Below are 23,741 nucleotides of genomic sequence, written 5' to 3' on the forward strand. Positions count from 1 at the left end.
TGAAAAGACAGGTAGAGCAGCAGCAGTGCATGTAGCTCCATTTTTCTACCAAGGCACCTTTGTGATAAATTACCACACAGACAAAGCAGGGAACTTCTCTGCTGGATATGTGGCAGTAGGTGGGGAGCTGGGGATTACGCATAATGCTTCTGTAAGGTGGCATTACTTTTTCTAGCCTAGGGCGATTCAGCTTTGGGTATCCATAGCGGCGATTTTAAGGATTTTAGGGGAACCGCAGACCTCTTAGTCTAGCTCCCCCCTAAAATCCTTAAAAAGCCCCACTAGCAACACCGCAAATCTTAGAATCGTTTTACTCTCAAACTAACTTCACTCCTAGAATCCTTTGCTTGCTTTTTTACATTTCTTGCTTTCCCTAGAATCCACTTTTATTTAAACATCGGCAAATCCTGCCGCCTATGACTCTCTTAGTTTTTCAACACAGCCCCACCGCACAGCGTAGCTTCTTTAGAAAACAAGCGAAGCGCAGTTTCTTTAGAGCTCTTAGAATCGTTTTATTACAAAATGAACTTTCTCCCTAGAATCCAACTTCACTCCCAGAATCCTTTGCTTGCTTTTTTACATTTCTTGCTTTCCCTAGAATCCACTTTTATTTAAACATTGGCAAATCCTGCCGCCAGCGACTTTCTTGGTTTTTCAAGCTTTTACATTAACGCCCTTTTTTTGTCATATTGAGCCTTTAGGCGAAATATCTCTTGTCATTGCGAGCCGCTTTAGCGGCGCGGCAATCCATAAACAAAAACACCCCCTTAGAATCCACTTGCGTGGATTGTGGATCGCCACGCCACTGCTACCGCGCTTGCTCGCAATGACAGAGCAAGCAGGCTCTAGGGGTTACATTGGATCGCAATGACAGAAAGGGGGTATTGTCGCTAGAATCTACTTTTGAAAACGCTTAAGGGAATAAGCCTGCCATCAAGCACCAAAGCCTGCTCACCTACTCGCGCATAAGCCACAGAGTGATCTCATCAGCTAGAAATATATCGCTTGCTATGAGCCTGCCACCTTGCACGATACACATTTTTTCTTCTAGCAAGATGCTCAAGCGATTGGGATTGATATACGCAGACACCGCAGCAATATCCACGCCCACTTCACTCCTAAGCCCCAAAAACACCGCTTCAAAGGCTAGATCGCTTAGAGCTAGGCTCTCGCACTCCTTAGCCAAAGGATTTTGCATATAGGCTCGCAGATCCTTTGCGCCCTTGTAGCGCACCTGTCCTACCCTACCCACTGCCCCTACTCCACAGCCCAAATACTCCTCCCCAGCCCAATATTTGCGATTATGCAGGCATTTGTAAGGGCGAGCGAAGTTTGATACTTCATATTGGGAGAATCCACACTCGCTAGTAATTGTGCGCACAAGCTTTGCTTGCATAGCAAGATCATCTCCTTGCTCGCGTGTGGAAGTGGCCAGAGATTGATATTTATGGGCAAATCGCGCGCCTTGCTCAATCATTAGCGAGTAAGCAGAGAGGTGATCAATATCTAGTGCGCAGGCTTTTTGCATATCCGCGCGCAGCGTGGCTTCATCATCAAAGGGCGTGCCATACATCATATCAATGCTTCTGTGTGGGAAAACTTGCGCTGCTTCTAGGGCGTGGTAAATGTCTCGCCCACTATGCTCGCGCTCCAAAAATACAAGCTTGCGCGGATTAAAGCTCTGCACCCCAAAGCTTATGCGGCTTGCCCCAAAGCTTGCTAGATCCTTGCACCACTGCGCTTGCAGGGAGTTGGGATTGGCTTCTATGGTGATTTCTTGCACGCTTTGCATATCGCAAAATCGCGCGATTTGCTCAAATATCAGCGCATACGCGCTGCTTGGCAGCAGGCTTGGTGTGCCTCCGCCGATGTAAATGCTATCAAGCTGCGCAAAATTAGCAGATCCTAGCGATTTAGATTCTAGCACTCTAGTATCTTGTATGCTAGATTTCTGCTCTAGCTCCCTAGAATCCAACAAGCTAAACTCTAGGGAGCCGTGATAGTATCCATCTAGCGTGCTAGTAATATCAAGCAGCAGGGCTTGCACATAAGCTTGCTGCACACTAGAATCTACCCCCGTATAAGAGCTAAAAGCGCAATACCCACACTTACTCGCACAAAATGGTATGTGAATATAGAGTGTCATAGCGCACAGCTCCATAGCATTTAGATTCTAGATTCAAGCGTTTTCTGCTAGAATCTTAGCTTATTTCTACACTTCAAGGAGCATTGATGAAAAAGTTTTTACTCTTCTTGCTGTATGCGTTTGTGAGCACACAGAGCTTTGGGGCAAGCTATCCACCTATCACAAGCAAGGGCACAGGGCTAGCTGTCTCTACGCACGAGCTAGCAGATGCCATAGGGCAAAGGGTGCTAGATTCTGGTGGGAATGCCATTGATGCGGCAGTAGCAGTGGGGTATGCGCTCTCTGTCGTGCATCCAGCAGCGGGTAATATCGGTGGCGGGGGATTTGCGCTAATCCACCTAGCAAATGGGCAAAACATCGCCCTAGACTTCCGTGAAGTCGCGCCTAAAAAGGCTACGCGTGATATGTATTTAGACAAAAACGGCAATGTCATAAACGATCTTAGTGTCGTGGGCTATTTGGCTGCTGGTGTGCCCGGCACGGTTAAAGGTATGAGTGCTATGCTTGATAAATACGGCACTAGGAAGCTAAAGGATCTAATCGCACCCTCCATTGAGCTAGCAGAAAAGGGCTTTGCCATCACAGAGCGACAAGCACAGACAATGCTAGAAGCTAGAGGCAATCTAGCAAAGTTTGCAAGCTCTAGGAAGTATTTCTTAAAGCCTGATGGCAAAGCATATAAGCAAGGTGAAATACTCGTGCAAAAAGATCTTGCCAAGACTTTGCGCCTAATCGCAGACAAAGGACCAGATGCATTCTATAAAGGCGAGATCGCCACACTTATTGAAGCAGATATGAAGAAAAATGGCGGGATCATCACTAAAGCCGATTTAGCAAACTATGAAGTAGTGTGGAGAAAGCCTGTGGAGGGCACTTATAGAGGCTATAAGATTCTATCTATGTCTCCGCCAAGCAGTGGTGGCACGCACATTATCCAAATCCTAAACACCATAGAAAACACCAATATCGCACAATATGGCTACCAAAGCTCCCAAGCGATCCACATCATCGCCGAAGCTATGCGCCAAGCCTACGCAGATCGCTCCGAGTATATGGGCGATCCAGCATTTGTAAAAATCCCTTTAGACAAGCTTCTAAGCAAAGCCTATGCAAAAAGCATTTACGCAAATATCAAGCCAAATGCTACACCAAGCTCGCAAGTAAAGCCCGGGCTTGGACCAATCCACGAGGGTAATAACACCACACACTATTCTGTCGCAGATAAATGGGGGAATGCCGTGAGTGTTACCTACACGATCAATGGCTCTTTTGGTGCGTATGCGGCGATTGATGGGGCTGGATTCTTGCTTAATAACGAAATGGACGATTTTTCCATTAAGCCCGGTGTGCCTAATCAATATGGCTTAGTCGGTGGCGATGCTAATGCGATCGCTCCGGGCAAACGCCCTTTAAGCTCGATGTCTCCTACAATCGTGCTAGATAAAAGCGGCAAACTCTATATGGTTGTAGGAAGTCCGGGGGGTGCTAGGATCATCACAACCGTGCTGCAAGTCATCATCAATGTGATTGATTACAAAATGGACATAGCCAGAGCGGTAGAATCTAGTAGATTCCATATGCAGTGGCTGCCTGATGAGCTGCGCCTTGAAGCCTTTGGACTAGGGCAAGACACTAAAGACAATCTTAAAAAGATGGGCTACAAACTTGTCGAGCTGCCTGATATGGGCGATGTAAATGCAATCCTTATAGATTCTGGTGTAATGCAAGGTGCGCACGACCCTAGGACTGAGTTTTAAGCATTGCAAAGTTGCAGGCAAGGCAGAGCTTAGGCTCTGCTATGCTTGATTACACAACCAAAAGCATTTGTAATTCATCTCTACACCTAGAATCTAGCCGCCAAAGCACACACCCATAAACTTCTCTCCAAGCCCCCCGCCTAAAAGCTGCCGCACACGCAGAGCTTCAATCTCATATTGCTTGGGACTAACTTCAAGCAGGCTTTGTAGTAGCTCAGCGATCCCAAACTCCACCAAAAGCACATTGAGCCTATCGCAAAATATTTCGCGCACGCCATTTTCTATAAATATCTGCCCTAGTAGAGCAAAATCGACATTATAAGTGAGATCAATCCTGCCAAAAAGCCTAGAAGTATCGCGCATAATATCCGCTAGATCAAGGACCCTATGCTCCCCATATCCCCGCAAGCTAAGCCCCCTGCTCCCCAAATGCGCATAATCAAAGCTTAGAAATCTCCAGCATTTTGCCCCCTTAGCAAAGACACAAAGCTCATTTATAAACTCCGCCCACCCAAGCGGGATTTCACCGCTATTAAGCCCATAATGCCGCATAAAGCTATCGACTTTGCGCGCATTTTTAGCACCGGCAAAATCTCGCCACTCTAAGCGCAAAGACTCCCTAGAATCCACTAGATTCTCTCCATTTGTAAAGCCGCAGAGCATTTCTCTATGCCCACTTTGCTCGCGCACAATCTCACAAGCAAATGCATCAAAAAGCTCATTGCTTACAATAAACACACTCTCACCCGCCTCTAAAGCCACATCATCAAAGCTTCCTACTTGCGCGATCGCACGCGAAGCGATATTGAGCCTAGCCTTAGCCTGCAGAGCCGCTAAAGGCTCAATGATAGTGCATTTTGTATGGGGCAAGACGCCTTCACTTAGCGCATCTAAAAAGTCGTATATATCGCACATTAGCTCGCCGTGGTGCGCGCCGATCTCCACTATATGCAGCGGCAATGTAAGCTGGCTAGATTCTAGGAGTGTAATGATATGGCGCGCGATTGAGCCACCAAAGAGCCTAGACGCGCTCACTGCGGTGTAAAAGTCCCCTTCCTTCCCTATATGCGCGTGGGCGTAGTAGCCTAGCTCCCCATAGAGCCACTGCTCCATCACATCGCCAAAGCTCCACTCCATAGCCTACCTAGAATCTATATGCGTATAAAAACCCTAAGCGCAAATGCCTAGGATAGTTTGAGACGATGAAAGATGTGCTGTCGTTTTTGACCTTAAGATTTGCATACACAGGCACGCCAAAAAACACTTCAAAGTAGTGATGTCCGCGCCCTTCAAAGCCTACCCCCACCTTTGGCATAGCTTCTTGCAGTAGTAAAAGTGTCTTATCTTGCTTGTAGTAGTAGGTGGTGTATTCCGCGCTAATGGCAAGACTCCAAGAGAATCTATCTCCTAGGTAGAATCCCCACTCATAGCCAAGCCCTACGCCAATCTTAGCACCATTTAGCTCAAATAGCCCGGGCTCTTGTGCGCCGCTAAAGCTAATTGATGAAAATCCAGCGTGCAAATCATAGCGCAGAGTATGCCTAGGGGCTATGCGATACACTCCACCCAAAAGCCCTGTGATATTGCCATCTTTGGCATGGGTTTTTTTGGTTACATTAAAATCAGTGTCTCTCTCAAGCAGCACCCCATCACCGCTAAGAATCGACACACCAAGTGCTAGGGCGTGCTTTTTGGCTATTTTTTGCTCCTGTGCTTGAGCCTTTACACAAGAGTCGTTTTCATCATCGCATAAGTCTTGGGGCAGAGATGTAGGTGAGCTAGCATAGAGCCAAGAAGTGATCACACAAGCCACTAATAACACAACACGCACGAGATACCTTCAATTAAGGGATTGCCACATTATAGCAGAATCTAGCGTGTATCAAAGTGGATTCTAGGGTCAATTAGCGTGTAAGTAATATCGCTAATAATCCCAAACACAAGAGCCAAAAGCGTGAAAATATACAAGCTTCCAAACACTACGGGGTAGTCCCTACTTAGCAAACTCTCATAGCCTAAAAGCCCCAGCCCATCAAGGCTAAAGAGCATTTCAATCATCAAGCTCCCGCTTAGAAACATTCCTAAAAACGCGCTAGGAAAAGATGCGATGACTAAAAGCATTGCATTGCGGAAAATATATCCATAGAGTATGCGCGCTTCGCTAACACCCTTTGCCCTAGCGCATAGCACATAGGGCTTATGCAGCTCATCGATGAAAGAATGCTTCGTAAGAAAAGTAAGCCACGCTAGAGAGCCAAGTGAAAGGCACAGCACCGGTAGTGTGATATGGTGGAGATAGTCAAGCACCTTACCAAATGTGCTTAAAGAAGCAAAATCTTCGCCCACAAGCCCACGCAGCGGAAATACCTGCCACGCACTTGCTAGCAGCACTATCCCCACCACGCCAAACAAAAATGGCGGCACCGCATTGCACACCACAATGATAAAAGAGCTCACACTATCAAATCTCGAGCCATTGCGATAGGCATTATATACACCAAGTGGGATAGAGATGAGATAAATAAGCAAAGTGCTAAACACCCCTAGGCTAATGGATACGGGCAGCTTCTCGCAGATAATCTCCCATACAGGAGCTTTGCGATAGTAGCTCTCTCCAAGATCAAAGACAATATAAGATTTAAGCAGCAGCCAAAACCGCTCCCACAGGGGCTTATCAAAGCCATATTGCACTTTAAGCTCATCTATAAGCTCTTTGGGCAAGCCTTGCGCGGCTTTATAATCTTGCGGCTTGATCCCACTGCCAGCTTCGCTAAGGCTTGCGCCCTCTAGCTTGCTTATCATCTGCTCCACAGGACCTCCGGGTGCAAGCTGTATAAGCAAGAAATTTAGCAAAATGATGCCAAATAGCGTGGGGATAAGTAGCCCCAATCGTTTTGCGATATAGGCAAACATTTCATACCTTTGTGATGTATTTATGCTTAAAGAGAGATATTATACTAGATTCTAGTAGGAGGATTGGATCTAGCGCGCTTGCAAGCACGCTAGAAGGCTTAGTTGCCGCGGACGATTGTTGTATAAGTGCTATAAATCCCAAGCACGCTAAAGACTTTAGAATCTACGCTTTTAATGGATTGGATATGACCATTTTTCGCCGCTGTTTCTACGGAGCAATCACCTGTGGCTACAAGGCTTAAAATACTTGTGCAAGTCGCTTGACCTTCCTTAGAAGCACCGCTAGCAGAAGTCGCAGTTACGGGCAAAGACGCATCGGTATAAAGCGCACCAACAGGAGCAGTAGTAGCACACCCGGAAAACAACGCCAAAGCCGCCGCCATACTCAAACCTACAAAAATTCCTTTCATAAAACACTCCTAAAGTTTTTTACACCTTTTTACAAGTACAAAAAGGCAAGCTGGGATTCTATCAAAAAAAAAAAAAAAAAAAAACGCAAGTGGATTCTAGGAGAAGTTTGTGCTGCAAGTGTGGCTAGAATCTACTTTCCTAGTCATTGTGAGCCGACTTGTCGGATGGCAATCTACTAGACTTGCCCCTAGATTCTAGCTTTTAGGCTTGATACTTAACAGCATCGCAGGGATAATAAACACACTCACAATCGTGGAGAAAAATAGCCCGCCAATAAGCACTGAGCCAAGCCCACGATAAATCTCGCTCCCCGCCCCTGCAAACACCACCAAAGGCAGCAGTGCCAGCACACTTGTAAGCATACTCATATAAATGGGTGAAAGGCGTGTTTTGGTAGAGTCCAGCACGCTTTGTGTCCAAGGCATTTTATAGGTGTAGAAATTGATCCGCGCTTGATAGATGATTAAAATCGCATTATTCACCACGCTCCCTACAAGGATAATAAACCCTAGCATTGTGATGACATCAAGATTTTGCGGTGCGATGAAGTGGTTGGTAAAAAACAGCCCCATAAGCCCCCCACTCACCGCCAAAGGCACAGAAGCAATAATTAGCAATGGATAAAAGAAATTCCCATACAGCGCACATAAAATCAAGTAAGTAATCGCCACCGCTAGCAAAAATCCGCCCAAAAGCTCATTTTTAAGTGTGCTAAGTTTATCGGCATTGCCATTGAGTGTGATGTGTAGATCTGGGTAGGAGTGCGCTATGGGTGCGATGACTTCTTTGCGGATTGTTGTGATGAACTCCTCTAGCGGTGTGTTGCCACTTGGGTTTAGGATAAGCAAGACATTGCGCTTTTGCTCAAAGTGGCGGATCGTGGAGACTCCTAGCGTGCTTTCCACCTCGCTTAACGCCCCTAGCATAACAACCTTGCCATTTGGCGCGTAAATGGGGGCATATAAAATATCTTCTGGGGAATTCTTTTTCTCCCTATTCTCTTGGGATTGCAGCATAAGATCGACATAGCCTTCATCGATTTTCACACTGCCAAGCGACTTGCCGCCTAAAAGCACGCTGACAATATTGCCAAAACTCGCTACATCAAGCTTATTTTCTAGCAGGGCAAAGTCATTGGGGTAGAGGTTTATCTCGCGATTATTCGCGCCAATGCCGGGCACCACACGCACACTCATATCGCTAAAACGCTCATTAAGCTGCGATTTGATCTGCGCTGAAGCGGCAAATATTTGCTCTAAATCATCTCCGCTGACATTGATGTCAATGCTCGAGCTAGAAGCCCCGCTAAAGATTTGCTGGCGCAGCACCACGCCGCTGACACCGGGGACTTGCTCGATAGCCTCTTTGGCAAACTTGATAAGCTTGGCACTTTGCTTAGGATCTTGGGCGATGAGATAAAAGGAAATCGAACTCCCAGCCCCGATATAGAAATTTTTAATCATTGGGACTTCTTCTTGCTCGCTAGCTTCTTGGGATTTTATACAAGTGTCTGTAAGCTCCTGCCCAAGAGCATCGCGCGCATATCTGCAGACAAATGGCTCGATTTGCTGGCTAATTTGATCCACGATATAACGCTTTTCATTGTAGGAGAGACCGGGCGCGGTTGATATATATGCGATGATGAAATTCTGCTCTCCGCGCGGAAGATAGTCTGTTTTAGGAAAGGTGAAATAGCTAAACGCAAGGCAAAAGCCCAAAAACCCAGCTATGGTGTAGAATCTAGCCCTGCCGCTTTGGACACATTTATGCACAAAGTGCATAATCCGCTCACTACACCTTAGCCCAAATACGCCAATCTTCTGGCTAAGCGGGCTTGGTGCTTTAGACTCCTGTAAAAAAAGCAGCAAAAATGCCGGCACGATAAGGACACAAACCACAAATGCCAGCACAATCGCACTGCTAGCAGCAATCCCAATATCTGCAAAGAGCTGCCCAGCTTCGTCCTTGAGATAGAAAATCGGCACAAAAATGGCGATTGTCGTAATGCTTGAGGCAAAGAGCGCGCCTAGCACTTCTCTCACTCCTGTAAGAGTGGATTCTACGGGGGAGTTGGGCGTTTTAGCGCGATTGCGGATAATGGATTCTAGCACGACAATGGCAGAGTCTATCACCATAGAAATGGCAAAGGATATGCCCGCAAGGGAGATGATATTAAGCGTCCTGCCAAAGATATGCAGCACGATAAATGTCCCAATAATGCTTAGAGGGATCACAAGGGCTACAAGCACCAAAGAAGTAAGGTTGCGCAAAAATAGCAGCAGCACTGCGATTGCTAGCACCATACCTAGCAGCACACTTTGCTTAACTTGGGCGATGGCATTTAGGATAAAGCCACTTTGATCGCGCCCCCAAGTGATTTCTAGCTCTTTTGGCAGGACTTGGTCATTGAGCTTTTGGGTGAGAGCTTTAATGGACTCTGTCATTTCAAGGATATTGGCATCTGCGGTGGGGCGGATTTGGATTGATAGGACTTGCTCTCTATTGTGGAGGTTGTAGCTTGTTTTGCCCGAGTAGCCGCTCTGCACGCTGGCGATGTCCTTTAGCCGCGTGATTTTGCCATTTTGCACGCGGATAATGGTGTTTAGCACTTCATCAGGGGAGCGATACTCACCGATGGTTTGCACGCGATAATTATGCTGGTCAAAGTCGATACTCCCAGCAGAGATATTGTGATTTTGCTTGTTTATGGCGTTAATGATGTCTTGGATAGTGATGTTGTTAAAGGCGAGCTGGGCGGTGTTTAGCACGATTTGGACTTGCGGCTGCACCCCACCTGCAAGTATGACTTCCCCCACCCCAGCAATGCGCTCATAATGGGGCAGCACTTCATTTTCTATAATGCCTTTATATGTATCAATCGCGCTATCAACGCCCCCATTTTGATCTATGGAGAATATAGCTTCTTGAAGCGAGACAAACAGATACACGCTTATAGGGATTGTTTCACCTGTGGTTTTGACAATGGGCTTTTGCACACCTTCTGGATAGCCTGTGATCTCTTCAAGCTTGGCACTGACTTCTACAAACGCACTGCGCAAATCGCTCTCAAGCCCAAATTCTAAATTCACAATCCCTATGCCATCGCGCATAGTGGCAGTGAGATTTTTGAGATTTTTGAGATTTTTTAGCTTGGCTTCTTGCCTTTGGACAATCTCTTTTTCTATTTGATATGGTGAGGCACCTGCGTAGTAGGTATAGATACCAATTGTAGGGTGCGTAGTCTGGGGTAGAAGCTGGTAGGGGATCTTCACAAATGCGATACACCCAAAAAGCGTGATAAATATCGCCACCACGCTGGCAAAAACCGGGCGAGTTAGGAAAAATGCGACAATATTCATTTGCGTGCTTTATCTAGGCTTGATGATATGCACTTGCGTGCCATTTTGTAGATTCTCCTGTCCGCGTAGCACGAGAGAATCTGCCTCTGTAAGCTTGGCACGCACAAGCATTTGAAAATCCTGTGTGTGTAGAATCTCCACTGGGATTTGCTCTGCTTTTTGCGCGCGAATCGCAAAGACATAGGGCTTATTATCCTTATAGACAATACTGCCGCGCGGGATAATAAAGCCCTTTTCTCCCCCAGATATATCAAGTAGCACGCGCGCTGCCATTCCATCTAAAAAGCTCCCATCATTACGCACGGCAATATATACAGGAAATGTCCTAGAGAGCGTATCGGCACGTGGGATAAGCGCGGAGATAGAGCCTTGATATTCTTTGCCACCGATATGGAGCTTGACCTTTTGCCTTGCTTTTAGCGTGCGCACAACAGAGCTTGGCACATCAATAATCACCTCCGTATCGCGCGAGTTTAGGATCTGGCACACCACAGCCCCTGTTTGCACCCACTCGCCCTTATGCACGCGCTGCTCCACGACTATCCCTTCAAAAGGCGCGTAGATGACCTTTTGATCCTTTTGGACTTTGGAGATTTCTAGCTCACCTAGCAAGGCTTGGATTCTAGCTTCTTGGGACTTGGCTTCATATTCTAAATTTTCATACTGCTGGATAGAGATGGATTGAGATTGCAAGAGATTTTTATACCGCTCTAGCTCATTTTTCTGCCGCTCTAGCGTATAGCGCGCATCAGCAATCTTTGCTTGCTTAATCTTAATATCTTCTAAAAGCAGAGCAGAATCTAGCGCGATAAGCTTCTGCCCCTTTTTGACATTATCGCCGATAGAGAAATACACCCCCTCTACCACGCCTTGGGCAGAAGTAGCCACAGAGCTAATCTCCTTAAACCGCACACTACCTACAAAGCTCTCTACCTTGCTTAGTGTCCCATACTTAATCTCAGCACTCTCCACAGGGACGCTCTTTGCCACTCCTAATTGCAAAGCCACACAAAGCAAAATACTGATTTTTTTCATTGCAACGCTACTTTCTCAATCTTTTCAAGCAAGCTACGCAAAAGGACTTGATCTTGCTCGCTTAAAGCTGTGTCAAAGATCATATCCATCTTGTCTTTTAAAAACGAAATTTCTTCAAGCTTTTGTAGCCCCGCTTGTGTGATATGCACATACGCTACACGCTTATCCCTTGGGTCTTTATACTTGCTAATAAAGCTCTTCCTCTCAAGGGTAGAGAGCAGGCGCGATGTTGTTGTAATATCCTTTAGCAAAGCTTGTGCAAGATCACTTACGCGCACTTCCTTGTCCATTGAGTGCAGGATATGCAGCACCCAGAGCTGCTCTAGCCCAATGTCAAAGGGGCGCAGGAGATTGATCATATAAGTCTCAAGCAAGCGCGCTGTATGCCCGAAAAACGCTCCTACACTTTTTTGCTGTAAGTCTTTTTTGCTACAAAGTGCCATACCTTTCTCCACTGCTATACTAGATATTTTGGACATAGGCGACTACTTCTTGCACAATCCAATCCGGTGTAGAAGCCCCAGCAGTGATCCCACACATTTGCTTCCCTACAAACCAGCTAGAATCTATCTCGCTTGTATCTTCGACAAGATAGCTATCCTTACAATGCTCAAGTGCAATGCTTAAGAGCTGCTTGGTGTTAGAAGAAGTTTTACCACCTACTACTATCATAATATCCACCTCCTTGCTAAGCTCCTTGCACGCGCGTTGATTGTCAAAAGTCGCATTGCAGATTGTATTAAACACGCGCACTTCTGCGCAGTTTTCTATAAGATAGCCGGCAATCTCATTAAACTTCTCTATCTGCTTTGTGGTTTGAGAGATTAAGGCGACTTTGTTTCTAACTTTATGCTGCTTTAGCTCCTGTAAGTTTGCCACCACTAGCGCGCCATTTTTCGCATAGCTTTTCACGCCCTTAATCTCTGGGTGGTTCTCATCGCCAAAAATCACAATCTCATAGCCATCTTCGCTCATTTTCTCCACAATTTGCTGCGGCTTAGTAACAAAAGGGCAAGTCGCATCAACTATACGCACAGGCTTTGTGGCGATTGATTCTAGCACTTGTTTGGGTATGCCGTGTGTGCGGATAATGAGCGTAGAGCCATCTTGTATATCATCATAAGTTTCTTTAAGCCCTACATTGAAGTCGTTTTTTAGACGGTTGATTTCTTGGTAATTATGGATAAGTGGTCCTAGTGTGGAGCTGTTTTTGTTCTTTTCAGCGATTTTTATGGCTCTGCGCACCCCAAAGCAAAATCCCAGCTTTCTAGCAAGTTTCACTTCCACACTATCTCCTTACACTCTAGTTAGTCAAGCAAGCGCACTTCTGTCATCTCGCGCAAAATTTCTAAAAAATTAGGAAACGACACACCTATGCACTCTTCATCATCGATTACCGCCCCTAGTCGCAGCCCCATAATCGCAAAGCTCATAGCGATCCTATGATCCCCAAAGCTACGCAAAGGGGCACTAGAATCCATCTTTTTAGATTCTAGCTTATCGCCCAAGCCCTCGATGACAAAGCCATCTTCCCTCTCTTCACAGGTGATCCCTAGGGCTTTGAGATTGCTTACCACTGCGTGGATTCTATCGCACTCTTTTACGCGAAGCTCCTTGGCGTTACTCACTTCACTGCGCCCACTAGCAAAGCAAAATGCTATGGCAAGTGCTGGCAACTCATCAATAAGCCACGAGATATTTTCACTCACGCTCACTGCCTTTAGCGGCGCGCTTTGCACATAAATATCGCCCACTTCTTCATACGCGCACTCCGTGCGGTGATACTCAATAATCGCGCCCATAGATTCTAGCACCTTAAAGGCTTCAATACGCGTGGGGTTTAGCAAGACATTTTTTAAAAGCACGCTAGAATCTGGTGTGATTGTCGCAGCCACCGCGAAGAAAAATGCGCTTGAAGGATCAGCGGGGATTGCTATATCAAGCGGCTGTAATTTCTGGCTTAGCGGATTGATAGTAATGCTACATAGCCCTTGTTTATTCTCTTTAGCGATTTGCGCGCCCATACCACTAAGCATACGCTCTGTGTGATCTCTTGTGTGCTCTCTCTCACCATACACACTAGAATCCTTGGCAAAAAGCGCAGCAAGAATGAGTGCGGACTTTACCTGTGCGCTAGCTATCTCGCCTATAAAGCTAAAGCCCTGCAGCTCTGTGCCAATCACACTAAGAGGTGCATAGCCGCCACTTCTACTATAAATTTGTGCGCCCACACTTTGCAAGGGCTTTATCACACGATTCATTGGACGAGCGTGTAAATACTTATCCCCACTTAAGACAAAATAGCCCTTTTGCGCGCTTAAAAGCCCTGTATAAAGGCGCATAGCAGTCCCAGCATTGCCACAATCAAGCACGCAATCTGGCTCCATAATCTTGCTAGGCGGAGTGAAGATAAAGCTTCCTTTGCACCCCTGCTCTTCTACCTTTAGCCCAAGCTTCCTAGCGATCTCAAGGGTGTGGAGCGTATCTTGTGCGAGTAGGTAATTATGCACGACACTTGGAGCTTTAGCTAGCAAAGCAAACATCGCTGTGCGATGAGAGATCGACTTATCTGGCGCGATAGAATCTATCTCTTTATGGAAGCCTTTGGCTCTAGGGGTGATTGCTAGCATTATGCCTTCAACTTCGCGCTAAACTTTTGCTCAAGGCAGGCTAGCACTAATTGGATTCTACCTGCAAGCTCTTCTTCTGTAAGGCTCTTTTCCTGTGCGCGGAACACTAGGCGGATTGTAAGCGCAAACTGCGTATCCTCATACACATCAAGCGGATAAATCGCCTCCAAATCTTCTACTTCCAACGCTTTAATGGCTTCTTGTATCGTGTGGAATGGCGTGCATTTATCGATGATAATTGTAATATCGCGGATATTTGCGTGCAGCTTTGGATATGGCTTAGCAGAATCTAGCGCGTGTGTTTGAAGCGTATAAATCTGCGCATAGAACGCATCGTGGAGATCTAGGGACTTTTCAAAGCTTGGGTGAAGCTTGGCGATAATCCCCACAGCCTTGCCATTTTGCATAATATCGGCGCAAATGTGTGGGTGAGCGTTTTTGGGTGGGGTGAGCGTTTTCACCAATGTAAAGTCGCCAATAATCGCGCTAACTTCTTTAGCAAAGCTATAAAAATCCCATTTTTCTCCCTTAGGATAGGGGTAGGCTTCTTTCGTCTTTAGCCCACTCACAACAATGCCTAGCTCCTTGCGCTCCTCTCTCTTAGCACTATATACACTGCCAATTTCAAACAGCTTGATACTTTTGAAGCCTAAGTTGTGATTGCGACTTGCGGATTCAAAGAGAGCTGGGATAAGGCTCGTGCGCAATGTATCAAGCTCGCTTGTGATTGGATTTTGCAAATCAAGTTTAGATTCTAGCACCTCACAGCCCCACTCAAGCAGCTTTGATCGCTGGTAAAATACATAGTGGATACACTCATAAAACCCAAGCGCAAGCGCGCGTTTGGCGATGTCGCGCTTGTGTTGATACACAAGTAGTGTGTCAGTGATATTGAGCTTCTGCGCACTTTTGTATGGAAGCGAAGGGATATTTTTAATCCCATAAATACGCAAAAACTCTTCTGTAATATCTTGCGCACTAGCAATATCGTGGCGATATGGCGGAGGCGTAATATGCAAAAACGCTCCATCACCACTTGCTTCAATATGGAAATTAAGCTGCTTTAGCACTTGGGCGATTTCTTCTTTTTGCACATCTTTGCCAACGGCTTGTGGGATCGTGTGGAAATCCATAGTGATTAGGCACTGCTCGCTCTCTTCAGTCATATCAAGCTCTTGATAGCCAGAATACACCGAGCACTCCGCATAGGTGTTAAGTAGCTCACACAGCAGGCTAGCTCCCATTAGCAGCTCCGTATTACTCCCACGCACAGAGCGATAAGTGGTAATGTGATCTTGCTCTATGTTGTGAGCAAACAACGCTTTAGCAAGTATTTCAGGTGGGACAAAGCTTGCTTGGATAATGGCAAGGCTTGGGTAGGATTCTAGCGGCTTGGCATAGTTTTTCACCCCAATGACACAAAGCTTATTACCCTGTGCATCAAAGACACATTCAAAGCCCTTTTCATCTTGGCGCACCTTAAGAGCGGTGGGTGTTTGCGCTTGCTCTGGTAGGGGATAAATATCAAACATCACCCCGCTCATATACATAGCAAACCGCTTGTGATTCTCTAATACATTATCGCTCAAAAGCCCATTATAAGAGAGCATAATCTGCTCTTGCAAGGCATTTTCTATGCTATCAATTTGCACGACCTTATACAAAAGATGCGATTTGATATGGCACTCCGCGGAGAGATTGACCGCGCGCCCTATGCCAAGAGCTATGCCATACTCCTTTTCTTTTGGAGTTTTTACCATAAGATTATGCGCTGAAGCCAGCTCCCTAGCAATACCTAGCACACACAGACAATCCCCCCTATTTGGCGTTAAAGACACTTCTATAAGATGCTGATTAAAAAAGGCATAATCACTAAGCTCCTTGCCCAGCACAAGCTCGCCAATGCTAGAATCTAGCACCATAATCCCATCATTAACCTCACTCAGTCCAAGCTCGCTAGCAGAGCAGATCATACCATAGCTTTGCACACCTCTTAGCGTGCTTCGCTTGATTGTCAAAAATGCTTCATTTTCATTTTTTGATGGGAGCTTTGCGCCTTCTAAAGCTAGGGCTACAAACTGATCTTTGGCGACATTTTTTGCACCGCACACAATTTGCAATGTCTTTTCGCCAATATCGACTTGGCAAATGTTGAGCTTATCGGCATTGGGGTGTGGGACCTTCTCAAGCACTTTGCCTACAACGACATTTTTGGAGATTTGCAGTCTATGGCACTGCTCAACCTCTATGCCTATATCATTAAGCGTTTCACAAATCTGGCTTATGCTAAGATGCTCTATATCCACAAAATAGGATAAAAAATGGCTAGAAACTATCATCAAAACTGCTCCAACAACCGCAAATCTGTCTCAAAAAAGCTACGCAAATCCCCAATGCCAAGACTTAGCATACAAAGCCGCTCCACCCCCATACCAAAGGCATAGCCGCTCACTTCTTCATAGCCCACAGCCCTAAACACATTATCATCAACCATTCCGCACCCTAGCACCTCAAGCCAGCCAGTGTGCGAGCATACACGACAGCCACTGCCTTGGCAGAATATGCAAGAAATATCCACTTCAGCACTAGGCTCTGTAAAAGGGAAAAATGACGAGCGAAATCGCACCTTAACATCGCCAAACATATAGTGCAAAAAGCTCTCTAGCACATACTTTAAATGCGCGAAATTTACCGCGCCCGTCTTATCGACCACAAGCCCTTCTACTTGATGAAACATAGGCGAATGTGTCAGGTCATAATCCCTGCGGAATGTCTCTCCGGGACAGATCATCTTAATAGGCGGCTTTTGATCAAGCATTGTGCGAATTTGCACAGGAGAAGTATGAGTGCGCAAAAGCTTATTATCGTGGAAGTAGAAAGTATCCTGCATATCCCTTGCTGGGTGATACTCTGGGAGATTGAGTGCTGAAAAGTTATGAAAATCATCTTCTACAAGCGGACCATCGCATAGCTCATAGCCCATACGCGTGAAATACTCGATAATTTTGTCTTTTGTGTAGTTGATGGGGTGTCCTATACTGCGCTTGCTGCTTAGATTAAACAAGCTTACATCAATGCCCTGCGCACTTAAAGCGGATTCTAGCTCTTTAGATTCTAGCTCTATAAGCTTTGCTTGAAAATGCTCTTCAAACTCCTTTCGCAGGCTATTAAGCGAGGTGGCAAGCTGCTTTTTCTCAGCTTCTGGGAGAGATTTAAGCGTGCTGAAATACTCTGTTAAAATCCCCTTTTTTCCTATGGTTTCTATGCGGATTTGCTCTAGGGCTTGGGTGCTTTGCGCGGTGTGAAGCTTCTCAAATGTAGCTTGCATAGCCACTTGTGGATCACTTAGGCTACTTGGATTTTTTGGCATTCTCTCTCCTGTGGGTCTTGCAAGATGATGTTTCAAGGGTTTAAAGTTTGGCTTGTAAGCACTTTGGGCGCATTGTAGCGAGACAATCCTTAATATTTTATTGCCATTGTTTGTGTTGCTTACTTGCTTTGGCATATAATGAAGCGGAGAGCTGGGGATTTTAAAAGTGGATTCTAGCTAGCGGATAAAGACTAGCTAGAATCTAAATATGCAAGAGTCTATATCATCTAAGGCTAGTTTGCTTGCCAGCCCCATTTTTTCCACACTTGTTCTGCACCTTTAGATCGCACAAAATCAATAAACTGCTGCGCTACATCTTTTTGCTTAGAAGTGTTGCTTACGGCAATTTCCGCTGCTCTGTAAATCACTTCATCTGCTTTAAGACTTACAAATGCCGCACTATCACTTCCTAAAGTATGCGCCCAATGAGACCAAATAATCAATGCATCAATGCTTTTATCTTGATTCCACTTCTCTACTGCTGCTTTAGAGTTTGGCGCATAAAACACGATATTTTTACGCAAAGTAGCGAGATTCTCTCTCTTACCCTTACGCAATGCAATATCTTCATACAATCCCACTTGTCCAGCACCATCAACAACCATCACCTTTACACCCTTTTGCAAAATATCATCAAAAGTTTTAATCTTTTTTGGATTACCGGGGCGCACGACAATCCCTGCTTGACGGATATTAAGCACTTGGATATTGTTTGTCTCAAGCTGCTTTGGTAGGGTTTTAATAAAGCCGTCCATCATTGATGAGTTACCAGAGAAGATAATGTCTGCATCTTTTTTCGCCTGCTCTATCCACGAAGGTGTAGGTCCAGCGACTACTTGGACTTTATGCTTTGTCTGCTCTTCAAACTGCTTGGCTAGCTCTTTGAGCACTGGAGCAGGACCGCCCGGACCATAGACCATTATATCTGCCTTTAATGCGCTCCCTAGAAGTAGTAGCGCACCAACACCGCACACTATGCGTTTTATTGGATCTCCTTGTAAATAATGTAAAGCGCGAAATGTAACAAATAAAAATTAATCACGCAATAAAGCCCTTTAGATTCTAGTAGAATCTACTGCCACACATAAGGCTTTTTGCCCTTTAATTGGCGCAGTCGCTCCACTTCCACAAGCACTTGAATCACAGCGGTGAAAAATACCGGTGGAATCTGCTGGTCTAAATCCACATCTTTATAGAGACTGCGCGCTAGCTTTGGGTTCTCTATGATTTCTATGTCATTGTGCCTAGCGACATCTTTAATGCGGATCGCAAGATGATCAATGCCCTTTGCCACCACTCTTGGCGCGGAGTCTTTCTGCGGGTCAAAGGCGATTGCCACAGCATAGTGTGTAGGGTTGGTAACGACAACTTTCGCTTCTGGGACTGCACTCATCATACGATTCATTGCATTTTTGCGCATAATTTGCCGTATGCGTGCTTTTATCTCTGGATTCCCCTCGTGCTGGATAAACTCATCTTTGACTTCTTGCTTGCTCATTTTCAAGGTTTTTAAATACTGCCTGCGCTTTAGCACAAAATCAATCAATGCCATAAAGGCAAACACCCCAAGCATAGCCCCTATTAAAATCAAGCTTTTATCACGCCACCACAGCACCTGCTTCATCAGCTCAAAATGCGCGACTCCAGCAATATCGTGCAAAAATAGAGCCAAAATAATCCCCCCAACAACCAGTGCCACAAGGACCTTTAGCGTGATCATTCCTCCATCAACAAGCTTTTTAATAGAAAAGACATTTTTAAAGCCGCTAATGGGGTTGATCTTGCTAAATTTTGGCTTGATAGCCTTAAGTGTCAGCAAGAATCCAAACTGCATAACATTCCCTATCACGCTCGCCACTAAAAGCACCAAAAAAATGGGCAAAAGCATAATCCCAGCTGTGCCAACCAATGTCCAAATAATCTCCGCTACATCACCTTTGGTTATATCTTCTTTAGGGAATGTGATCGCATAAATGTAAATCCCCTTTAGCTTCTCTAGCCAAAATGGAAAAAGCACAAAAAGCACCGCAAGCCCCACAAACATCACCATAACCCCGCTGACCTCGGGGCTTTTAGCGACATTGCCCTCTTGTCTGGCTTTTTCTAACTTATGCGAGGAAGGGGCTTCGGTCTTCTCCTGCTCATCTGCCATCTAGCATACTCTTAGCTCATTATAAAGACTATCGCGCTCCACAGGGGTAAAGCCCGCATCTTTAATATGGTGGATAATCATCTCTTCACTCATACCGCCCTTAGACTTTGCTCCAGCAGCAGATTGTATGCTCTCAAGCTCAATAGTCCCGTCCATATCATCTGCGCCAAATTCTTGGGCTAGAAGCGCGACATTAGTGCCCAAAGTCGCCCAATATGCCTTAATGTGCGGAATATTTGTTAGCACGATTCGAGCAATCGCTATAGTTTTGATAATCTCCTGCCCACTTGGCGGGGTTTGGATATTGAGATAGTTGTTATCGCGCTGGTAGAGCAAAGGGATAAAGGCATTGAAGCCGCCATTTTTAGATTCTACTATTTGCCTATCGCACTGCGCATTGGCTAAACGCAGCATATGATCAAGCCTATGCTCTCTAGATTCTATATGCCCAAAGAGCATAGTCGCATTGCTCATTTTGCCAATGGAGTGCCAATGCGTGTGGATCTCAAGCCATCTACTTGAGCTAACCTTACCAGAGCAGATATGCCTACGCACCTTTTCATCAAAGATCTCTGCCCCACCTCCGGGCATAGAATCCACCCCCGCGCGCGCCATATCTTCTAGCACTTTTTGATACCCAACCCCAAACTTCCTATCAAGGTAATCTACTTCCGCAGCAGTCATTGCCTTTAGGTGGATTTGTGGCACTGCGCGTTTTACCTCGGCAAAACAGGTCATATACCACTCATAGCTATAATTTGGGCTATGGGCTGAGACAATATGCACCTCTTTCGCGCCATTTTTGTGCGAAGCGATTGTTTGGGCGATGATTTCATCAATAGTCATTTCATAGGGGTTTGGATTCTTCCTGCTTGCTGAAAATGCGCAAAATTTACACACATCAGCACAAATATTTGTGGGGTTAATATGGCGATTCATATTGAAAAATACCTTTTTGCCATACTTTTCTTCTCGCAAGGCATTTGCCGCTTGCCCTAGGGTAAAAATATCATACTCATAGAGCTTTGCTAGCTCATTTGCGCTAAACTCTCTTCCTTGCAACACCTGATCTAATATATCCATAGCTCAATCCTTCTATAACTTTTAATCTCTACCAAATTCTCACTTCAGTTTTGGTGCTTTTATACAAGCTATCATCAGCCCCAGCCACATCATACTCTATGGCAAAGCCATACTTGATACTTGCTACACCACCCTTTTTAATCGATACGCTCTCATACGCCGCACTTGTGATAGGAAGCGCGCCTACTGCCACACTTGATCTTGGGGGGATCTTTTTGCTTAAACTTTGGTCAGAGACTAGATTGCCATCCATATATAACGCCCCATAGGTGATGGTTACAAACTCATCGGTCAAGTTGGTGATGGTAAGGCTCACGCTCCCTGATCCCACGCGAAATGCAGAGCTTACTAGGCGGATATGCTTATTTTCCATACTCATTGATGGGACATTGACATTAGCTAGGATATATTGCGCTGGGGTATCGCCTTTATTGTTTTGTATATCCATATCTGCGCCATAGTTCATAAGCAGTGCGATCATCTCACTATTGCGCGAAGCAGTGGCATAGTGCAAGGCAGTATTACCGCGGATATTGTCTTGGATATTAGGATCTGCGCGGTGTTTTAGCAATGCTTGGGCAAATTTGAGATTATTAAACTGCACGACTTTATGCAGAGCAGTCTCTCCGTGTGATATGGCATTCACATCTGCACCCCTGCGCAAAAGCAGATAGAGAATCTCCATATTATTCTTCCTAGAAGCATCATAAAGAGGCGTGCTACCACGCAGTCTAGCATCTACATCTGCGCCTAGATCTACACCCTTTCTCACATCTGCATAAGTATTTGAAAAAAGCAAATAGTCATAGCGATTTGCCTGCAAGAGCGCGCAAGCAGCGCATAATAGCAACAAGATTCTAGTAAATACCCTACCCTTGCCTTTCATCACAACTCCTTTGCCAAATGTATAGCAGCAAGCTCTTTGATTTGCTGATAAACAGCCTTAAAATCCACCCCATAAGTGCGACACTCGCTAATGGTGGTGAAAAAGTTGGTATCTGCGCTAAACCTAGGCACAAAATGCCAATGCAAATGCTCTGGTATCCCCGCTCCAGCTATTTGCTTGATATTCATTCCCATATTTATGCCTTGTGCGCCAAAGTCTTCTAGCAGCGCGATACTTTTATGCGCCAGATTGCTTAAGTGCAAGAAGCTTTGCGTGCTTAGCGCGCTAGGTGAGTCGATATGCTCATAAGGGATTAGTAAAAAATGTCCGGGTGTGTAGGGGTAGCGGTTCATCACACCATAACACACTTCATCGCGGTAGAATACAAAGTTTTTCTCATCATCTTCTGCATTTAGTGCAATAGCGCAAAATGGGCAACCAGAATCCGTGCTTGTAAAATACTCACTTCTCCACGGGGCGTAAATATGCTGCATAAACACTCCTTATGTGATTTAGCCTTAAATATAGCTTGGTGCATCATTGGCAAAATACACCAAATCCCCATTATTTACCATACCCTTTAGGACATTTTCTAGCTGGGTTTTGTTTTTCAAAATGACTCGCTGTGTGTGCTGCAGCGACTTGGCTATCACATCGCTGTTGCGCTCGCCTGTGATAATGGCTAGATCAAAGACTTCATCAATCGCGCGGGCGAGCTTGTGATTAGACTCTTCATCACTTTCAATAAGTCCGGGCGTAACGATGACTTTTCTGCCTTGATAGAGACTGCAAAGTCGTATGCCCTCTAACATACCATTGATATTGCCATTAAAGCCATCATCAATGATTGTTTTGCCATTAGAGATAGAGAGATTGAAGCGGTGTGGGATTGGGGAAAGCTTTTTGACAAGCTTTTGGATCGTAGCGACCTTCATACCCAAGTAATGCGCCACCATCACTGCCACAGCGATATTATCGACATTAAATCGCCCAAGGATATAAGTCTCAAACTCCACCCACTCACCATCTAGTTCCATCTCAAAGCGCGTAGATTCTAAAGTCGTCTCAATATTGCGCAAAGGTGGTGGGTAGGTCTGTATAAGAGCTTTCTTGCTAGAATCTATATCGCTAGGTAGTGTGTTTTTCTCATAGACAAAGACCTTTTGCAAGCGGTTAGATTCTAGTAGCTCAAATTTTGTTTTTGCAATGGATTCTAGAGATTTAAAATACTCAATATGGGCATTACCTATCTCACCGATGACCCCAATTTGCGGGTGCAAAAGCGTGGCGATTTCTTTAATATCTCCTTGCATTCTAGCTCCAGCTTCAGCGATATATACATCTGTGCCAAAGGCTAGATTATTGTTAATATCTGCAACAATGCCTTTAAAAGTATTGATACTGCGGGGCGTGAAGTGGAGATTATACTGCCCTTCTAGAATCTGGGCTAAGAAGTTTTTGATACTTGTTTTGCCAAAGCTTGCGGTAATCATAATGATCTTGAGATTGTGCATCATTGCTAGCTTATCTTTAGCTAGATTGATAAAATTGCGCAGCAAAATCGCTTCATAAATCTCGCAAATAAACGCCCCAAAGACAAAAGGCATAAGCCAGAGATAATACAACGAAGTCGCGCTAAACCCAATAAATATGGCTTCATTGATAATCGCAAAAATAGCAATAATCCCAAAAAATCGCCACACCCTAGGCGTGAAAACCACCCTTTTATCAAGCTTAAATGCCCATATAATCAGCATAGGCAAATACACAAGATACAAATACGCATAAAACACCACGCCAAATCCAAGCGCAAAAAGTGTGAAAAACACCACAATAGGCAGCACAAAATACAGCAAATGCCATCGCCATTTATGGTGCTTGGTGATTACGCGAAGTGGGCTGTAGTTATACCACTGCAAAAGCGTGATAGTGTAGTAAGAAATCCCAAGTAAGAAAAATAATCGAGAAAATAGCTCTAAAATATGAATCATCAATTCTC

19 protein-coding genes are annotated in these 23,741 nt (G+C 45.2%); 1 reads left to right on the forward strand and 18 read right to left on the reverse strand.

The window, feature by feature from the left end; genetic code table 11:
* Positions 1-955 precede the first annotated feature (955 nt).
* The gene (gene hemW / locus F4V45_RS08605) at positions 956-2,146 is read right to left on the reverse strand and encodes a radical SAM family heme chaperone HemW (RefSeq protein ID WP_246145312.1); all 1,191 of its coding nucleotides are present in this window, start codon (positions 2,144-2,146) and stop codon (positions 956-958) included.
* Positions 2,147-2,232: 86 nt separating this feature from the next.
* Here hemW and ggt point away from each other — a divergent pair, with 86 nt between their 5' ends.
* On the forward strand, positions 2,233-3,903 hold the full coding sequence (ggt, locus tag F4V45_RS08610) for a gamma-glutamyltransferase (protein ID WP_150337922.1): 1,671 nt from the start codon (positions 2,233-2,235) through the stop codon (positions 3,901-3,903).
* Positions 3,904-3,996: 93 nt separating this feature from the next.
* Here ggt and F4V45_RS08615 read toward each other — a convergent pair whose 3' ends face one another.
* From F4V45_RS08615 to F4V45_RS08695, 17 genes are all read right to left on the reverse strand, one after another.
* Positions 3,997-5,040: an SAM-dependent methyltransferase gene (locus tag F4V45_RS08615; RefSeq protein WP_150337923.1), complete on the reverse strand. Its 1,044-nt coding sequence runs from the start codon at positions 5,038-5,040 to the stop codon at positions 3,997-3,999.
* Between the two features lie 7 nt (positions 5,041-5,047).
* Entirely contained in the window at positions 5,048-5,707 is a 660-nt protein-coding gene (locus F4V45_RS08620; protein WP_150337924.1) for a hypothetical protein, read from the reverse strand.
* A gap of 68 nt (positions 5,708-5,775) precedes the next feature.
* A complete protein-coding gene (locus F4V45_RS08625) occupies positions 5,776-6,816 on the reverse strand; it encodes an ABC transporter permease subunit (RefSeq protein WP_150337925.1) in 1,041 nt (346 codons plus the stop codon).
* 98 nt (positions 6,817-6,914) lie between these two features.
* On the reverse strand, positions 6,915-7,226 hold the full coding sequence (locus F4V45_RS08630) for a TRL-like family protein (protein WP_150337926.1): 312 nt from the start codon (positions 7,224-7,226) through the stop codon (positions 6,915-6,917).
* A gap of 195 nt (positions 7,227-7,421) precedes the next feature.
* Entirely contained in the window at positions 7,422-10,586 is a 3,165-nt protein-coding gene (locus F4V45_RS08635; RefSeq protein WP_150337927.1) for an efflux RND transporter permease subunit, read from the reverse strand.
* Positions 10,587-10,595: 9 nt separating this feature from the next.
* A complete protein-coding gene (locus F4V45_RS08640; RefSeq protein WP_150337928.1) occupies positions 10,596-11,621 on the reverse strand; it encodes an efflux RND transporter periplasmic adaptor subunit in 1,026 nt (341 codons plus the stop codon).
* Entirely contained in the window at positions 11,618-12,100 is a 483-nt protein-coding gene (locus tag F4V45_RS08645) for a MarR family winged helix-turn-helix transcriptional regulator (RefSeq protein ID WP_150337929.1), read from the reverse strand. The genes F4V45_RS08640 and F4V45_RS08645 overlap by 4 nt, the downstream gene beginning before the upstream one ends.
* Entirely contained in the window at positions 12,084-12,908 is an 825-nt protein-coding gene (locus tag F4V45_RS08650; protein WP_150337930.1) for a 4-hydroxy-3-methylbut-2-enyl diphosphate reductase, read from the reverse strand. Before F4V45_RS08650 ends, F4V45_RS08645 begins: the two co-directional genes overlap by 17 nt.
* Positions 12,909-12,928: 20 nt before the next feature.
* A complete protein-coding gene (aroA, locus tag F4V45_RS08655; RefSeq protein WP_150337931.1) occupies positions 12,929-14,251 on the reverse strand; it encodes a 3-phosphoshikimate 1-carboxyvinyltransferase in 1,323 nt (440 codons plus the stop codon).
* Entirely contained in the window at positions 14,251-16,590 is a 2,340-nt protein-coding gene (pheT, locus tag F4V45_RS08660) for a phenylalanine--tRNA ligase subunit beta (RefSeq protein WP_150337932.1), read from the reverse strand. Before pheT ends, aroA begins: the two co-directional genes overlap by 1 nt.
* Positions 16,590-17,579, reverse strand: a complete 990-nt coding sequence (gene pheS / locus F4V45_RS08665) for a phenylalanine--tRNA ligase subunit alpha (protein ID WP_150337970.1) — start codon at positions 17,577-17,579, stop codon at positions 16,590-16,592. Before pheS ends, pheT begins: the two co-directional genes overlap by 1 nt.
* 275 nt (positions 17,580-17,854) lie before the next feature.
* A complete protein-coding gene (locus tag F4V45_RS08670; protein WP_150337933.1) occupies positions 17,855-18,541 on the reverse strand; it encodes an extracellular solute-binding protein in 687 nt (228 codons plus the stop codon).
* Between the two features lie 152 nt (positions 18,542-18,693).
* The gene (gene flhB / locus F4V45_RS08675) at positions 18,694-19,773 is read right to left on the reverse strand and encodes a flagellar biosynthesis protein FlhB (RefSeq protein WP_150337934.1); all 1,080 of its coding nucleotides are present in this window, start codon (positions 19,771-19,773) and stop codon (positions 18,694-18,696) included.
* Positions 19,774-20,856, reverse strand: coding sequence for an aminofutalosine synthase MqnE (mqnE, locus tag F4V45_RS08680; RefSeq protein WP_150337935.1), 1,083 nt, complete (start codon positions 20,854-20,856; stop codon positions 19,774-19,776). It abuts the gene before it with no gap.
* Positions 20,857-20,884: 28 nt separating this feature from the next.
* Positions 20,885-21,742: an ankyrin repeat domain-containing protein gene (locus F4V45_RS08685; RefSeq protein WP_150337936.1), complete on the reverse strand. Its 858-nt coding sequence runs from the start codon at positions 21,740-21,742 to the stop codon at positions 20,885-20,887.
* Complete coding sequence (locus tag F4V45_RS08690) at positions 21,742-22,236, reverse strand: HIT family protein (RefSeq protein ID WP_150337937.1); 495 nt, start codon at positions 22,234-22,236, stop codon at positions 21,742-21,744. The genes F4V45_RS08685 and F4V45_RS08690 overlap by 1 nt, the downstream gene beginning before the upstream one ends.
* A gap of 24 nt (positions 22,237-22,260) precedes the next feature.
* Complete coding sequence (locus tag F4V45_RS08695) at positions 22,261-23,733, reverse strand: Mur ligase family protein (protein WP_150337938.1); 1,473 nt, start codon at positions 23,731-23,733, stop codon at positions 22,261-22,263.
* Positions 23,734-23,741 lie beyond the last annotated feature (8 nt).

Source organism: Helicobacter canis (assembly GCF_008693005.1).
GTDB classification, from domain to species: Bacteria; Campylobacterota; Campylobacteria; order Campylobacterales; family Helicobacteraceae; genus Helicobacter_B; species Helicobacter_B canis.